Origin of the sequence: Mycolicibacterium rhodesiae (assembly GCF_002086695.1) — a bacterium.
In the GTDB taxonomy this organism is placed as follows: domain Bacteria; phylum Actinomycetota; class Actinomycetes; order Mycobacteriales; family Mycobacteriaceae; genus Mycobacterium; species Mycobacterium rhodesiae.
Genome location: NZ_MVIH01000001.1, coordinates 441,868 through 456,766 on the forward strand (window position 1 = coordinate 441,868; position 14,899 = coordinate 456,766).

A 14,899-nucleotide genomic window follows, 5' to 3' on the forward strand; every position below is an offset into this window, starting at 1 on the left:
AAGCTATTTCACCTGGCTGCGACCACGTTCGATCACCGAGGCGCGGCTGGCGGCGATGTCGTCACCGGACGTCGCCGCCATCCACTTCCGTGCCGACATCGCCTCGATCCACAGACCCGAGCCGGTCTGGTCCTCGTCGATGCGGTGATACGACGCCAGCAGGGCGCGCACGGCCTTCTGGTTGTTGCCGACGATCGAGGCGGCCACCGCCCGCGCGGTGGGGAGCAGCTCATCGTGGGCGACGACCTGGGTCACCAAGCCGGCTCGCAGCGCGTCCTCAGCGGACAGGTAATCCCCGGTGAGGCTCATCCGCCGGGCCATTCCGACGCCGACCTTCTGCGGCAGCCGCACGCTCAGGCCCCACGTCGGCAGCAGCCCGACCCGGGCGTGGGTGTCGGCGAAGCGGGCGTTGTCGGAGGCGATCAGGATGTCGCAGTACAGCGCGAGTTCGAGTCCGCCGGTCACCGCAGCGCCGTTGATCGCGCCGATGACGGGCTTGGTCATGGGCGGCCACTTGGGGGAAATGTCGGGCAGTTCGGTGGTGTCCCCGAGCTCCTTGAGGTCCAGCCCCGCGCAGAACACCGGGTCGGCGCCGGTGACGATGATGACGTCGACGCCGTCGTCGGCGTCCGCGTCGCGCAGCGCGCTGAAGAAACGGCTGCGCAGCGCGCTCGACAGCGCGTTGCGCGAGTTGGGCCGATTCAGCGTCACCGTGCGGACGCGGTCGGTGGTCTCAATGAGAAGGATGTCGTCGCCGGTCATACGGACACCGTATCGGCACCCCTAACGACCCGGGCGTGCGCTCCGGCTCGTCGGGCGATGAGGTGCCGTCGCGGGATGCGGTGAACCGCCGGTGGTGACGGCCGGACCGCTATCGGGCTGCGGCGCCCCTGGATTGACGGCCGCCGCCGGGCGCGGGGGCACCGCGGCGGTTCGTCCAGGCAGGGGCGGCATGGCCCCCGCGGGCGAGGTGCGGTGGGCTGTGCTGCCGCTCGGTGCCGGAGCGACGGCGACGGCGACGGCATCGGGGACGCGTGCCCGGTCGGGCGCCTGACGATCAACCAATGTTGTTGGGGCAGAGGCAGAGGCAGAGTCAGAGTTAGGCTGGCCGGTCGATGGCACGGCCGCGGCGGCGCCGATCTGCGCCGGCGCCGCGCAGGTGTCGATCATGGACTGCAGACGGTCCTGCAACGAGGGACCCGGTTGGTGTTCCGAGCGCAGGGACGCCTGATGAATCGCCGCTGCCGTAACCGAACAGTCGTGAACTTCGACGACGCCGCCGAACATCGGTACGCCGCCGAGTGCACTGGGGACGTACCACGCCAACCACATCGGGCCTGCCGTGACAGCTTTGCTCTCCTGGATGACAGCGGACAGTTTCTGCTCGGCGACGGCCGGGTCGGCGGGCACCATGGCCTGCAGCACGCGGACGCCACCGTCGTCGATCCGCACTCCGAAGACATCGACCGGGACGGTGTCGAGGAACTGCCCGACCGAGTTTCGGCTCTCGGCGGTGAGCGGGAACGACACCCGCATCCGCGGTGTCCTTGGCGAGGGCGACGCCGGCGACACCGTCAACGTCAGGCCGGTGTCGCCCGCGGTTCGCCGGACGGTGTCGAGGAGGTCGGATCCCGCGGTGTGGCTGTCGGTGACCGCCAGTTGGTTGGCATCGTCGTCGTCCCGGAACCAGTCGATCCTGCCGTCGGTGTGCGCGGCGATCATCCGTAATCGTTCTGCATCGTCGGCGATCTGCGCGGAATCGAGGTGCGACTGCCGTCTGACCGTCACGGGCTTGTCGGGCGTCACCCAGAACTCGACGTCTTCGATGTAATTCGAGACCAGACTGATCGGGGTCTCGGCGATCCTGTCCGCCACCGCGACCAGCTGAGACCGAGTCGCGTCGGGGACGTCGACCGCGACGGTGAAGACGATGCCTTCGGCGTAGCTCTGGTCGTGATAGACCCACGCGTCGGTCACTCCCGGCATGGACATCAGCTCAGACTGGAGGTTGTTGGCGATCTCGGTGAGGTTGCCGGGACCGCCGCAGGCCGGGACGACAGCCGCGCCGGCGAGCAGAGCGACAGCGGAAAGGGTTCGGCCCCATCGTCGCATTCGCAACGGGACCTCCAACCCTTCGTCGCATGCACTGCGGCCTGCGTGACGCACTCATCAGACCAGGCGCAAATCTACTCCCGCGCAGCGTCCTTGGGTCGCAACCGTGCCGAACCGGCAGCCGGGAGTTTGCTCACAGCACGTCTACGTCCATCTGCAGATCGATCCAGGTGAGCTCGCACGCGGTCAGTACCCATCGGCCGACGATCGTGGTGATCAGGGCATCCACCTGATCCGCGCCATCGTGCGGGCCCACTGACCGGGCGCACATTCGCCGCAGGTCGGCCGAGACGCCGGTGATGCGGGGTGCGACGTCGGCGATTCGGTGTGAGTGTGCGAGCGACGTTCCCAAAAGTGCGCAGCCCATGCGTAATTCGTCATGGTCGGGGCTGGTGAACCGCTCCGCTCCGATGCCGGCCGGCGTCATGGCGATGTCATAGGCCCGGTCCAGCGCGGCCCGGTACAGCGGCGCTTTGCCCGGAAAATGGTGGTGTATCGCCGGTCGGGTGATGCCGACGAGATCGGCGACTTCTTGCACCGTGGCGGCGTCATATCCGCGGTAGGCGAAGACCCGGATCGCGGCGGTGATGATCATCTCGCGTCGCGCATCGGTGTTCGAGCCGCGCGGCCGGCCGACCGCCCGCTTAGTCACTCGAGGCCGAGGTGACGCCACTCCCGCGGTCATGGTGCACCCTTCTCGTCACACGAATTCGACACGCTCGGCGGCCAGGCTAGATCGCGAACGTGTGAGCCAGATGGGTGCCGGATATCAATCCGATCAGCACTTCGGCCGTGAAGTCCGGGGTGAAGGCGGGCATGCTGGGTGTCATGTGCCGAAACATCACCGAGTTGCGTGGCCTGGAACCGGCGGCGACCGAGGAAGAGATCACGGCGGCGGCCCGTCAGTATGTGCGCAAGGTCAGCGGGATCACCCGGCCGTCTGATGCTGTTGCCGAAGTCTTCGAGATCGCGGTCGCCGAGGTCGCGGCCACCACGACCCGGCTGCTGGACGGGTTGCCCGCCCGGCGTCAGCCACCGAAAACCATTCCGCCGCTGCGGCGCCCCGAAGTGCGGGCGCGGCTTGCGACATGACCACTGCGCTCAAGGAGTGGAGCGCGGCGGTGCACGCACTGCTGGACGGCAGGCAGACCGTGCTGCTGCGTAAGGGCGGTATCCACGAGAAGCGGTTCGCTGTCGCGGCCGAGGAGTTCTTGCTGTTCCCCACCGTCGCGCACAGTCATGCCGAACGAGTACGCCCGGAACATCGGGACTTACTTGCCGGGGCGGAACCGGACAGTGCCGATGATCATGTGGTCATCAGGGCCGCCGCCAAAGTAGTTGCCGCCGTTGCTGTTTCCGAACCGCAGGGGCTGACCGACATCGAGGACCTGCACATCTGGACCGCCGAATCGGTGCAGGCCGACCGGCTGGACTTCCGGCCCCGTCACCAGTTGACCGTGCTGGTGGTCCAGGCCTTTCCGCTCGCCGAGGCGATCCGGTTGCCGCGGGAACCGCAGTACCGTGGCTGCACCAGCTGGGTGCAGCTACCCGCGACCGCCGCGGTCGGCGCCCCGGTGCACGACGCCGCCGCCCTCGCCGGAATCGCCGCCCGCGTTCGCGCTGCCGTCGCCTGAGGGCAGGTCCGCCGACGCGGGCAGGAGCAGCATGGACAACCCACCCGCCCCGTGGTGCACGGTGTGCTGCGAAGGGACCATCCGTGCTCCGGTGAGCACTGGTTCGCCGGTCCCGAGATTGCGGGCGTACCGCGGGTGCGAGCCGCCTGCGATGAGCACCCGGATCCGGGTTCCGGCGGCGAAGCGATGCGCGACCGCGTCGAGTTCGACGCGAGTCGGCCCGGGTGTCCTGGCCGTGAGCCGCCGGTAGCCGTCGCTGACGTTGCGGGAGCGCCCGCGCGCGTCGACCTCGCTGACGCGTACGAACACGTCGACGTGATCGATATCGGCGTGGTGGGCCAGTTCGATCACCGGCTCACCGAACACATACAGATCGGCGTCCAGCGGGCCGCTGGTAAAACTCAGCACATCGGCGCGCTCGGCGAGCGGTGCGTCATCGCGGTAGCCGCTCAGCTGTGACAGCAGGCGGCCGCCGACCGTCGGGGTCGGGTCAGCGGGGTCGTAACGGAACGTCGATGGGGCGGAGTCGGCCGGTGGAGCGGTGGCGGCGAGCCGCCCGCCCGGCTGCAGGTACATCACGCCTGTGCCGGTGGGCGGCGGCCAGTCCGGCAGCTCGATCCAGCCGTGATGGGCGACGTACACCCGCACCGGGCTGCGCCGGGCGCTGGCGGGAGCACCGGCCAGATGCGTACCGAGCCAGTCCAGCGTCTCGGCGGTGGCGGTGCCCCCCGCCTTCATCATCATGTCGGTGTGCGTCCACGGCCCGATCGTCATCGCGACGTCGACCCCACGCCCGCGCAGGTGGCGATACTGCGTGAGGGTCTGCTCCAAGAACAGGTCCTGCCAGCCGCTGAGCAACAGCACCGGCACCTCGCAGCGGTCGAGAGCGGCGGTCATCCGCATGGTGTCCCAGAACGGGTCGTCGGCGTCGGGATGGTCGATCCACGACTCGTACCACGGTGATGCGGACCCCAGCAGATCGCGACCGGCGGCCCCCAGCGGCAACCCCAGGGTGGCCTGTTCGAGCCGGCGCGCCGCACGGGTCTGGAAGGCCAGCCGGCGCAGGTTGGCTTGCTCCTGATGACCGACCATGTCCGACCAGCCCAAGAAGTCGTTCAGCGAGAACGAGCCGGTGCCCCACGACGAGGCGTGGAAGTCGTGCGGGCCGACGGTGATCACCGCGGCGACCAACTCCGGCGGCGGGTCCGACAGCAGCGCCCACTGGGTGAAGCCCAGGTAGGACAGCCCGATGGTGGCGAAGGTGCCGGTGAACCACGGCTGGTGGCGCAGCCAGGCCACGGTGTCGGCGGCGTCGTCGGCTTCGTGGACCATCGGCACGAACTCGCCGCCGGAGCCGAATGTGCCGCGAACACTCTGCAGCAGGACGTGATAGCCGCGGGCAGCGTAGAGCTGTGCGTAGGCCAGGGAGAACGGGAAGGCTCGGCCGTACGGGCAGCGGACCAGGATCGTGCCCAGCGGTGTGCTGGTGGGCGCGTAGTGGGTGGCGCGCAGGATCGCGCCGTCGCGCATCGGCACCTCGACGCCGCGATGCACGGCATAGTCCGTGGTCGGCGCCGTGATGCGAAGCGCGCGGGAAAGGGATCGGTCGACAATCTTCCGAACCCGACTGCTGCGCACGCGTTCAGAATATGTAGTGCGTAGCCGGCTTGTTCCAACGGTGGGCTTCATCACCCGGAACTGGGGCGGCGTGACGTGCGCAAGTAGGCTGGCGTGTTGTGGCACCCACGCTCTGGGCGATCAGTGACCTTCATACGGGTCACACCGGCAACAAGCCGGTCACCGAATCGCTATATCCCTCGACGCCGGACGACTGGCTGATCGTCGCCGGTGACGTCGCCGAGCGCACCGACGACATCCGCTGGGCGCTGGATCTGCTGCGCAGGCGCTTCGCCAAAGTGATCTGGGTGCCGGGCAACCACGAACTGTGGACCACCGGAAAGGACCCGGTCCAGGTGTTCGGCCGGGCCCGTTACGACTACCTGGTCAACATGTGCGACGAGATGGGCATCGTCACCCCCGAACATCCGTTTCCGGTGTGGACCGAGCAGGGTGGGCCGGCGACCATCGTGCCGATGTTCCTGCTCTACGACTACACATTTCTGCCTCCAGGCGCGACGACCAAGGCCGAGGGCCTGGCGATCGCCCGGGAACGCAATGTGGTGGCCACCGACGAGTTCCTGCTGTCCAGTGAGCCCTACGCCACCCGCGACGTATGGTGCCGGGATCGGCTGCGCCACACCAAGGCTCGGCTTGACGAGCTCGACTGGATGACGCCAACGGTGTTGGTGAATCACTTCCCGTTGCGCCGCGAGCCCTGCGACGTGTTGTTCTTCCCGGAGTTCTCGCTGTGGTGCGGCACGACCGAGACCGCCGACTGGCACACCCGCTACAACGCGGTCTGCTCGGTGTACGGCCACCTGCACATCCCGCGGACCACCTGGTACAACGACGTGCGCTTCGAGGAGGTGTCCGTCGGCTATCCGCGAGAGTGGCGGCGCCGCAAGCCTTATCGCTGGCTGCGCCAGATCTTGCCCGACCCGCAGTACGCGCCGGGCTACCTGAACGATTTCGGCGGCCACTTCGTCATCACCGAGGAGATGAAGGAACAGTCGACGAAGCTCCGCGAGCGGCTGCGAAGCCGGCGCGAATGAGCGAGCTCATGCGGGCGGTGTTGCCCGACCGCGACGGTCTGGTGTTCGCTGAGACCTACGACGATCCGCCGGATTTGGCTCCGCTGCCCGAGGAAGAGCCGCTGATCGCGAAGTCGGTGGCCAAGCGGCGCAACGAATTCATCACCGTCCGCCATTGCGCGCGGGTGGCGTTGGGGCAGCTCGGGATCCCGCCGGCACCGATCCTCAAAGGGGAGAAAGGTGAGCCGTGCTGGCCCGACGGCGTGGTGGGCAGCCTGACGCACACCCAGGGCTATCGGGGCGCGGTGGTCGGGCGCACGACGGCGGTCCGCTCGGTCGGCATCGACGCCGAACCGCACGGCGTGCTGCCGGACGGGGTGCTCAACGCGGTCAGCCTTCCCGCCGAGCGATATGAGCTGGGTGCCCTTCCTGGTGGACTACATTGGGATCGAATCTTGTTCTGCGCCAAGGAAGCAACCTACAAGGTGTGGTTCCCGCTGACCGAGCGCTGGCTGGGGTTCGAAGATGCCCACATCACGTTCGGTGTCGATCCGTCCGGCGTCACCGGGACGTTCGTGTCGCGGATCCTGATCGACCCGGCCGCGCGCTCCGGCCCGCCGCTGACCGAGTTGGCCGGCCGGTGGTCGGTGGGCGGTGGCCTGGTGCTGACGGCGATCGTGTTGTGACGTCCGGCGCACCGGAGCCCGGGATCGTCGTCGTCGACAAGCCCGGTGGTATGACCAGTCACGATGTGGTGGGCCGCTGTAGGCGGATCTTCGGAACCCGCAAGGTCGGTCATGCCGGCACCTTGGACCCGATGGCCACCGGCGTGCTGGTCATCGGGATCGAGCGGGCCACCAAGATCCTCGGGCTGCTGACCGCCACCTCGAAGTCCTATGCCGCAACCATCCGGCTGGGCCGGTCGACCACTACCGATGACGCCGAAGGTGAAGTGCTGCACGATGTTTCCGCGGCCGATATCACCGACGAACAGATCCACGCCGGTATCGCGGACCTGCGCGGCGACATCTCGCAGCGGCCGTCCGCGGTCAGTGCGGTCAAGATCGGCGGCAAGCGGGCTTACCAACTGGTACGCGAGGGCCAGGACGTGCAGCTGGCCGAGCGCAGCGTGCGCATCGATCGGTTCGACGTGTGCGAGGTCCGGCGCGATGGCGCGTTCGTGGACCTCGACGTCGCGGTGGACTGCTCGTCGGGTACCTACATCCGGGCACTGGCCCGCGACCTCGGTGATGCACTTGGTGTCGGTGGGCATCTGACGGCCTTGCGCCGCACCCGCGTTGGCGGTTACGGGCTCGACCACGCCCGGTCGCTGGACGAACTAGCCGAACATCCGCGGCTGAGTTACTCGCTTGACGAGGCGTGCCTTCTGGCGTTCCCGCGCCGCGACATCACCGCTGCCGAGGCCGAGGACGCCAGCCACGGGCGGCCACTGAGCGCGGCGGGAATCGACGGGGTCTATGCCGCAACGGATCCCGAGCGCCGCGTCATCGCATTGCTGGAGGACAAGGGCAGTCGGACGAGATCAGTCGTGGTGATCCGGCCGGCCACGCTGTAGTCGCCGGCGCGGGAACTAGCCGACGACCCAAATGGCCTGTGCGGCAGGACTTCCCAGATCCACAGTGTTGGCCGCGCCGTCCGGTGCTTCCACCGATACCGAGATGACACCGGCGAAGTCGCGCCGCGCGAGCACCCGAAGCCGCGAGTCCAGGCTGATGCCGACCGTGTCGAAATAGCGCAGCATCTCCGGGTCGGCATCGGAAATCCGTGCCACGGTGCCGAGTTCGCCATCGACGCATGCGGACAGCTGCCGGGCAGGCGGAGTGGGGACCCGGCCGTCGGCGGTCGGGATGGGGTCACCGTGCGGGTCGCGAACGGGATGACCCAGTTTGGCGTCGATGCGGTCGAGCATCATGTCGCTGACGGCGTGCTCGAGAATCTCAGCCTCGTCGTGCACCTCGTCCCAGCTGTAGCCGAGCTCGCGCATCAGGAACGTCTCCAACAGCCGGTGTCGCCGGACCACCGCCAGCGCCGCGAGCCGTCCGCGTTCGGTCAGCGTGACCGCTCCGTACTTCTCGTGGTCCACCAGGCCCTGGTCGGCGAGCCGGCGGATCGATTCCGAGGCGGTGCTGGCCGACACCCCGATGCGCTCGGCGAGCAGCTTGGTACTGACCTTGTCGAGCGACCACTCCTGGGCCGACCAGATCGTCTTGAGGTAGTCCTGGGCGACCGTTGTCAGGTCGTGTACCCCGGGGTTGGGGTTGTCGTCAGGACTCACATCCAAAAGTTTAGGCAATCATCACCTGATCTGGGGATCTGGCGTGTCCGGACGGCTCGGCGCGCCGTAGGCTTGCCGTCGTGGAACGGTGGCGCGGACAGGACGAGATCCCCTCGGACTGGGGCCGATGCGTGGTGACCATCGGCGTCTTCGACGGTGTGCACCGCGGGCACGCGGAGCTGATCGGCCGAGCGGTCAAGGCCGGCCGGTCGCGCGGGGTCCCGACGGTGTTGATGACGTTCGACCCGCACCCCATGGAAGTGGTCTTCCCGGGGAGCCATCCGGCACAGCTGACCACGTTGACCCGGCGCGCCGAACTGGCCGAGGAATTGGGCATCGACGTCTTCCTGGTGGTGCCGTTCACGACCGATTTCATGAAGCTCACCCCGGAGCGCTACATCCACGAACTGCTGGTGGAGCGGTTGCACGTCGTCGAGGTGATCGTCGGCGAGAACTTCACCTTCGGCAAGAAGGCGGCCGGCAACGTCGGCACCTTGCGCAAGGCAGGTGAACGCTTCGGCTTCGCCGTCGAGAGCTTGTCGCTGGTCGCTGAACACCACCAGAGCGAAACCGTCACGTTCTCATCGACTTACATCCGGTCCTGCGTCGACGCCGGCGACGTGGTGACGGCCGCCGAGGCGCTGGGCCGCCCGCATCGCGTCGAGGGCGTGGTGGTGCGCGGCGACGGCCGTGGCCGGGTGCTGGGCTTCCCGACCGCGAACGTCGCGCCGCCGATGTACTCCGCGATTCCCGCCGACGGGGTGTATGCGGCGTGGTTCACCGTGCTGGGCCACGGCCCGGTGACCGGTTCGGTGATTCCGGGGGAGCGGTATCAGGCCGCGGTGTCGGTGGGCACCAACCCGACGTTCTCCGGGCGCACCCGCACCGTGGAGGCGTTTGTCCTCGACACCGCCGCCGACCTCTACGGCCAGCATGTTGCGGTCGACTTCGTCGCCCGACTGCGTGGGCAGCTGAAATTCGATTCGGTGGATGACCTCATCCAGGCGATGGGCAAGGACACCGAGAAAGCTCGGGCGATCCTGTCCGCGCAGGACTGACCGCCTTCAAGACGCCAGCAGCTCGTCGATCTGGTTGATCGCCGACGTGGAGCCCTCGACCACACCCATGTCGAGTACCTGCTGCAGCCCTTCGGCGGAGGCGAATGTGCTGACGTAGACCGCGCGCGTGCCGCCGTCGTGTTCGGTGAAGGTGTAGACGTTCTCCGAGACCGGCATATCGGGGTTCGGGTTCAGGTCCGCGTCGGCGAACCCGTCCCGGAATGCGAAGCTCGTCGGCTCGTCGACGCTGGTGATGTCCCAGTACCCGGCGTATTTCTCACCGTCCGGGCCGGTCATGAAGTAGGTGACCCGGCTGCCGGGGGTGAGGCTGTGGTCGACGAAGGTCGCCGGATGCGACGGCGGCCCCCATACCTTCTCCAGCTGACGAGGGTCGGCGTAGATCTGCCAGACCCGCTGCACCGGTGCCGCGAAGTCAGCGGTGATGGTCAGCGTCAGGTTCTCCGGATCATGCTTCACGTCGGTGACAGGCATCAGCTAGTCCTCCTTCTTCTCGGATGCGATGAGGTCGTCGATACGGCCGACGCGGCCGCGCCAGACCTCTTCCAGTTCGGTGAGCATCGCCGCCACGGACCGCACTGCGGTGACGTCACCGCTGGCCAACTGCTCGCGGCCGTGGCGTCGCTTGGTGAGCAGGCCGGCCTTCTCCAGGACGGCGACGTGTTTTTGCACTGCGGCGAAGCTCATGTCGTACTTCAGCGCGAGCGCGGACACCGAATGCTCACCGGCCAGTGCCCGGCGCATGATGTCGCGACGGGTCCGGTCGGCGAGAGCGTGGAACAGGGCGTCCGCACGGTCTTCGGCAGCTACGGTCACCGATCCAACATACAACCAAATGGTTGTATGTTGTCAAGGGGTGGGCCCTCGGCGATTTCGATTCACGACGTGTGCGCTGGTAAAGTCGTCGTTCTGGCGTGAGCTGCAGTCCGCGGCGGCCCACGTATTCGATTCCTCGCGGCACCGATTGATGGAGATGTTTTCGTGGCGCTTACCGCCGAGCAGAAGAAGGAAATCCTGGGCCAGTACGGTCTGCACGAGACCGACACCGGTTCGCCGGAAGCCCAGGTGGCGCTGCTGACCAAGCGCATCGTCGATCTCACCGAGCACCTCAAGCAGCACAAGCACGACCACCACTCGCGGCGCGGTCTGCTGTTGCTGGTCGGCCGCCGTCGCCGGCTGCTCAAGTACGTCGCCGACCTGGACGTCGCGCGCTACCGCTCACTGATCGAGCGGCTCGGTCTGCGCCGCTGAGGCGCACGACCCGCCGTGTAACATAGGGGCGTTGCGAGCCGGATTGCGGCTCGAACAACGGGTGCGGTGCATGCAGATCCGCGTGTCCCGTTCCTGCGTGTCACAGCGAAGCTTCCCTGATCGGGCGGTCTTCGGTAGTGGCTGCCGGGCCCCAAATGATTTGGGGAGCGCCCGGCCGCTTCGATCGACGGCCGTAGCCGACTGGATGCACCTGTGATGGCGCGAAACAGCTGAACAGTGAATTCAGAAAGGCTGAACGGGCATCCATGTCTGTAGCTGAAATCGACGAAGGCGTATTCGAAGCGACCGCCGTCATCGACAACGGGAGCTTCGGCACCCGCACCGTACGTTTCGAGACCGGCCGGCTGGCGCAGCAAGCCGCAGGCTCCGTCGTCGCCTACCTCGACGACGAGACCATGCTGCTGAGCGCGACCACCGCCAGCAAGACCCCCAAAGATCATTTCGACTTCTTCCCGCTGACGATCGACGTCGAGGAGCGGATGTATGCCGCAGGGCGCATCCCCGGCTCGTTCTTCCGCCGCGAAGGCCGTCCCTCCACCGACGCGATCCTGACCTGTCGGCTCATCGACCGGCCGCTGCGCCCGACGTTCGTCTCGGGCCTGCGCAACGAGATTCAGGTCGTGGTCACGATCCTGAGCCTGGATCCCAAGGATCTGTACGACGTGCTGGCGATCAACGCCGCGTCGGCGTCCACTCAGATTTCCGGTCTGCCGTTCTCCGGTCCGGTCGGCGGCGTCCGCGTCGCCCTCATCAACGGCCAGTGGGTGGCGTTCCCGACCGTCGAGCAGCTCGAGGGAGCGGTGTTCGACATGGTCGTCGCGGGCCGCAAGGCGGGCGATGACGTCGCGATCATGATGGTCGAGGCCGAGGCCACCGACAACGTCATCGAGCTCATCGCCGGCGGCGCTGGCGCACCGACCGAGGCCGTGGTGGCCGAAGGTCTCGAAGCCGCCAAGCCGTTCATCGCCGCGCTCTGCGACGCGCAGCAGGCGCTGGCCGACAAGGCCGCCAAGCCGGTCGCCGATTACCCGCTGTTCCCGGACTACCAGGACGACGTGTACGCGGCCGTTTCGCACGTGGCCGGCGGCCCGCTGGCGGAGGCGCTGACCATCGCAGGCAAGCAGGAGCGCGACGAGCGCACCGACGAGATCAAGAACGAGGTCCTCGGCGAGCTCAGCGAGACATTCGCCGGGCGAGAGAAGGAGATCGGCGCGGCCTACCGCTCGCTGACCAAAAAGCTTGTGCGCCAGCGCATCCTGACCGATCACTTCCGCATCGACGGCCGTGGCGTCACCGACATCCGCGCGCTGTCCGCCGAGGTCGCGATCATCCCGCGGGCGCACGGCAGCGCGTTGTTCGAGCGCGGCGAGACCCAGATCATGGGTGTCACCACTCTCGACATGGTCAAGATGGCCCAGCAGATCGACTCGCTCGGGCCGGAAACCTCCAAGCGCTACATGCATCACTACAACTTCCCGCCGTATTCGACCGGTGAGACCGGTCGCGTCGGCTCCCCGAAGCGTCGGGAAATCGGCCATGGCGCGCTCGCCGAGCGCGCTCTGATGCCGGTGCTGCCGAGTGTCGAAGAGTTCCCCTACGCGATCCGCCAGGTGTCGGAAGCGTTGGGCTCCAACGGTTCCACCTCGATGGGCTCGGTGTGCGCCTCGACGCTGTCGCTGCTGAACGCCGGTGTGCCGCTGAAGGCCCCGGTTGCCGGTATCGCCATGGGCCTGGTGTCCGACGATGTCGATGGAGAGCGTCGGTTCGTCACGTTGACCGACATCCTCGGTGCCGAGGATGCCTTCGGCGACATGGACTTCAAGTGCGCAGGCACCAAGGACTTCGTCACCGCGCTTCAGTTGGACACCAAGCTGGACGGCATTCCCTCGCAGGTGCTGGCCGGCGCTCTGGCTCAGGCCAAGGACGCTCGCCTGACGATCCTCGACGTGATGGCCGAGGCCATCGACGAGCCCGACGAGATGAGCCCGTACGCGCCTCGCGTCACCGCCATCAAGGTGCCGGTGGACAAGATCGGCGAGGTCATCGGCCCCAAGGGCAAGATGATCAACTCGATCACCGAGCAGACCGGCGCGTCGATCTCCATCGAGGATGACGGCACCGTGTTCGTCGGCGCCACCGACGGCCCGTCGGCGCAGGCGGCGATCGACATGATCAACGCGATCGCCAACCCGCAGCTGCCCAAGGTCGGCGAGCGGTTCCTCGGAACCGTGGTGAAGACCACCGACTTTGGAGCTTTCGTCTCGCTCCTGCCCGGTCGCGACGGCCTGGTGCACATCTCGAAGCTGGGCAAGGGCAAGCGGATCGCCAAGGTCGAGGATGTCGTCAAGCTCGGTGACAAGCTCCGCGTGGAGATCGCCGACATCGACAACCGCGGCAAGATCTCGCTGATCCTGGTGTCCGAAGACGGGGCAGACGCTCCCGAGGACGCTGCACCGGCACCCGCTGATGCCGATGCCGCGACCGCCAGCAGCTAGTTCCGGCGGGCAGGAGCGAAGCGACACGGGGATCAACACAGCCGCACTTCGCCGCGGCCGGCGCCTCTCCAGTGAGGCGCCGGTTGCGGTGCGGCGCACCGTTCTTCCCGGTGGTCTGCGGGTCGTCACCGAGTATGTGCCCTCGGTGCGATCGGCCTCGGTGGGCGTATGGGTGAACGTGGGTTCCCGCGACGAGGGTCCGACTGTCGCCGGTGCCGCGCATTTCCTGGAGCATCTGCTGTTCAAGGCGACGCCGAGTCGCACCGCTGTGGAGATCGCGCAGTCCGTCGACGCCGTCGGCGGTGAGCTCAACGCGTTCACCGCCAAGGAACACACCTGCTACTACGCCCACGTGCTGGACGACGACCTGGAGTTGGCCGTCGATCTGGTGGCCGATGTGGTGCTCAACGGTGTGTGCGCATCCCATGACGTCGAACTGGAACGTGACGTCGTGCTCGAAGAAATCGCGATGCGCGACGACGATCCCGAAGACGCCCTCGGCGACGTGTTCCTGTCGGCGATGTTCGGGGACCATCCGGTCGGGCGGCCGGTGATCGGCAGTGTCGATTCGGTGTCGGGAATGACCCGATCGCAGCTGCATTCATTCCACGTGCGCCGCTACACCCCGGAGCGAATGGTCGTGGCGGTCGCAGGAAACATCGAGCATGACGAGGTAGTCCGGCTGGTGCGCAAGCACTTCAAGGCGCATCTGGTCAAAGGCCGCACACCGCAGGCTCCGCGCAAGGGCACCAGCCGACCAGCGGGCGCACCCCGGCTGGAGCTGATCAGTCGTGAGGCCGAGCAGACCCATCTGTCGCTGGGCGTTCGCGTGCCGGGGCGGCACTGGCCGCACCGCTGGGCCCTGTCGGTGCTCAACACCGCCCTCGGCGGCGGTCTGAGTTCCCGGCTCTTCCAACAGATTCGGGAGAACCGCGGGTTGGCCTATTCGGTGTACTCCTCGGTTGACAGCTTCTCGGATGCCGGGGCATTGTCGGTGTATGCGGCCTGCCTTCCCGAGCGCTTCGACGAGGTGGTGCGGTTGACCACCGAGGTCCTCGAAGGCGTCGCCCGTGATGGCATCACCGAGGCGGAGTGCCGGATTGCCAAGGGCTCGATCCGGGGCGGCCTGGTGCTCGGCCTGGAGGACTCGGCGTCGCGGATGCACCGTCTCGGTCGCAGTGAGCTGAACTACGGTGAGTACCGCAGTGTCGCGAGCACGCTGGAGCGCATCGACGAAGTCACCCTGGATCAGGTCAACGCGGTTGCCCGCCAGGTGCTGACCAAGCCGTTCGGTGCGGCCGTCTTAGGCCCGCACAAGTCCAAACGATCTCTACCGCAGCCACTTCGGACGATCAGGAGTTAG

The 14,899-nt window shown here is 67.4% G+C and carries 16 protein-coding genes; 9 read left to right on the plus strand and 7 right to left on the minus strand.

Annotated features, from left to right (window positions below; all coding sequences use genetic code 11):
- Positions 1-3 precede the first annotated feature (3 nt).
- The 3 genes from BST42_RS02130 to BST42_RS02140 form a co-directional block, all read right to left on the minus strand.
- Entirely contained in the window at positions 4-762 is a 759-nt protein-coding gene (locus BST42_RS02130; RefSeq protein ID WP_083116894.1) for an enoyl-CoA hydratase, read from the minus strand.
- A gap of 21 nt (positions 763-783) precedes the next feature.
- Complete coding sequence (locus tag BST42_RS02135) at positions 784-2,112, minus strand: hypothetical protein (RefSeq protein ID WP_083116895.1); 1,329 nt, start codon at positions 2,110-2,112, stop codon at positions 784-786.
- Between the two features lie 133 nt (positions 2,113-2,245).
- Positions 2,246-2,764, minus strand: a complete 519-nt coding sequence (locus BST42_RS02140; RefSeq protein ID WP_165760758.1) for a helix-turn-helix domain-containing protein — start codon at positions 2,762-2,764, stop codon at positions 2,246-2,248.
- A gap of 176 nt (positions 2,765-2,940) precedes the next feature.
- Here BST42_RS02140 and BST42_RS02145 point away from each other — a divergent pair, with 176 nt between their 5' ends.
- Together BST42_RS02145 and BST42_RS02150 are read left to right on the plus strand one after the other, a co-directional pair.
- Positions 2,941-3,204, plus strand: a complete 264-nt coding sequence (locus BST42_RS02145) for a DUF2277 domain-containing protein (RefSeq protein ID WP_083117242.1) — start codon at positions 2,941-2,943, stop codon at positions 3,202-3,204.
- Entirely contained in the window at positions 3,201-3,746 is a 546-nt protein-coding gene (locus BST42_RS02150) for a DUF1802 family protein (protein ID WP_083116897.1), read from the plus strand. The genes BST42_RS02145 and BST42_RS02150 overlap by 4 nt, the downstream gene beginning before the upstream one ends.
- Here BST42_RS02150 and BST42_RS02155 read toward each other — a convergent pair.
- Positions 3,657-5,435 carry a CocE/NonD family hydrolase gene (locus BST42_RS02155; protein ID WP_083116898.1) on the minus strand — a complete coding sequence of 593 codons (1,779 nt, stop codon included), beginning with the start codon at positions 5,433-5,435 and terminating at the stop codon, positions 3,657-3,659. The two genes, BST42_RS02150 and BST42_RS02155, sit on opposite strands and share 90 nt — an antisense overlap.
- A gap of 47 nt (positions 5,436-5,482) precedes the next feature.
- Here BST42_RS02155 and pptH point away from each other — a divergent pair, with 47 nt between their 5' ends.
- From pptH to truB, 3 genes are read left to right on the plus strand one after another with little or no spacing between them, the layout of a single operon-like run.
- Positions 5,483-6,418 carry an ACP phosphodiesterase PptH gene (gene pptH, locus BST42_RS02160; RefSeq protein WP_083116899.1) on the plus strand — a complete coding sequence of 312 codons (936 nt, stop codon included), beginning with the start codon at positions 5,483-5,485 and terminating at the stop codon, positions 6,416-6,418.
- Positions 6,415-7,083, plus strand: a complete 669-nt coding sequence (gene pptT / locus BST42_RS02165) for a 4'-phosphopantetheinyl transferase PptT (RefSeq protein WP_083116900.1) — start codon at positions 6,415-6,417, stop codon at positions 7,081-7,083. Before pptH ends, pptT begins: the two co-directional genes overlap by 4 nt.
- Positions 7,080-7,973 carry a tRNA pseudouridine(55) synthase TruB gene (gene truB / locus BST42_RS02170; protein ID WP_083116901.1) on the plus strand — a complete coding sequence of 298 codons (894 nt, stop codon included), beginning with the start codon at positions 7,080-7,082 and terminating at the stop codon, positions 7,971-7,973. The genes pptT and truB overlap by 4 nt, the downstream gene beginning before the upstream one ends.
- Positions 7,974-7,988: 15 nt before the next feature.
- Here the strand turns inward: truB and mntR are convergent, their stop codons facing one another.
- Positions 7,989-8,693 carry a manganese-binding transcriptional regulator MntR gene (gene mntR, locus BST42_RS02175; RefSeq protein WP_083116902.1) on the minus strand — a complete coding sequence of 235 codons (705 nt, stop codon included), beginning with the start codon at positions 8,691-8,693 and terminating at the stop codon, positions 7,989-7,991.
- A gap of 80 nt (positions 8,694-8,773) precedes the next feature.
- Here mntR and BST42_RS02180 point away from each other — a divergent pair, with 80 nt between their 5' ends.
- A complete protein-coding gene (locus BST42_RS02180; RefSeq protein ID WP_115319438.1) occupies positions 8,774-9,751 on the plus strand; it encodes a bifunctional riboflavin kinase/FAD synthetase in 978 nt (325 codons plus the stop codon).
- A 6-nt stretch (positions 9,752-9,757) separates the two neighbouring features.
- On the opposite strand, the gene BST42_RS02185 is transcribed toward BST42_RS02180, so the two are convergent.
- Both BST42_RS02185 and BST42_RS02190 read right to left on the minus strand, forming a co-directional pair.
- Positions 9,758-10,243 carry an SRPBCC family protein gene (locus tag BST42_RS02185; RefSeq protein WP_083116904.1) on the minus strand — a complete coding sequence of 162 codons (486 nt, stop codon included), beginning with the start codon at positions 10,241-10,243 and terminating at the stop codon, positions 9,758-9,760.
- 3 nt (positions 10,244-10,246) lie between these two features.
- Entirely contained in the window at positions 10,247-10,585 is a 339-nt protein-coding gene (locus BST42_RS02190) for an ArsR/SmtB family transcription factor (RefSeq protein ID WP_083116905.1), read from the minus strand.
- Positions 10,586-10,750: 165 nt separating this feature from the next.
- On the opposite strand from BST42_RS02190, the gene rpsO reads away from it, so the two are divergent.
- From rpsO to BST42_RS02205, 3 genes are all read left to right on the plus strand, one after another.
- Positions 10,751-11,020: a 30S ribosomal protein S15 gene (rpsO, locus tag BST42_RS02195; protein WP_083116906.1), complete on the plus strand. Its 270-nt coding sequence runs from the start codon at positions 10,751-10,753 to the stop codon at positions 11,018-11,020.
- A 266-nt stretch (positions 11,021-11,286) separates the two neighbouring features.
- Entirely contained in the window at positions 11,287-13,536 is a 2,250-nt protein-coding gene (locus BST42_RS02200) for a polyribonucleotide nucleotidyltransferase (protein ID WP_083116907.1), read from the plus strand.
- Entirely contained in the window at positions 13,514-14,899 is a 1,386-nt protein-coding gene (locus tag BST42_RS02205; RefSeq protein ID WP_083117243.1) for a M16 family metallopeptidase, read from the plus strand. The genes BST42_RS02200 and BST42_RS02205 overlap by 23 nt, the downstream gene beginning before the upstream one ends.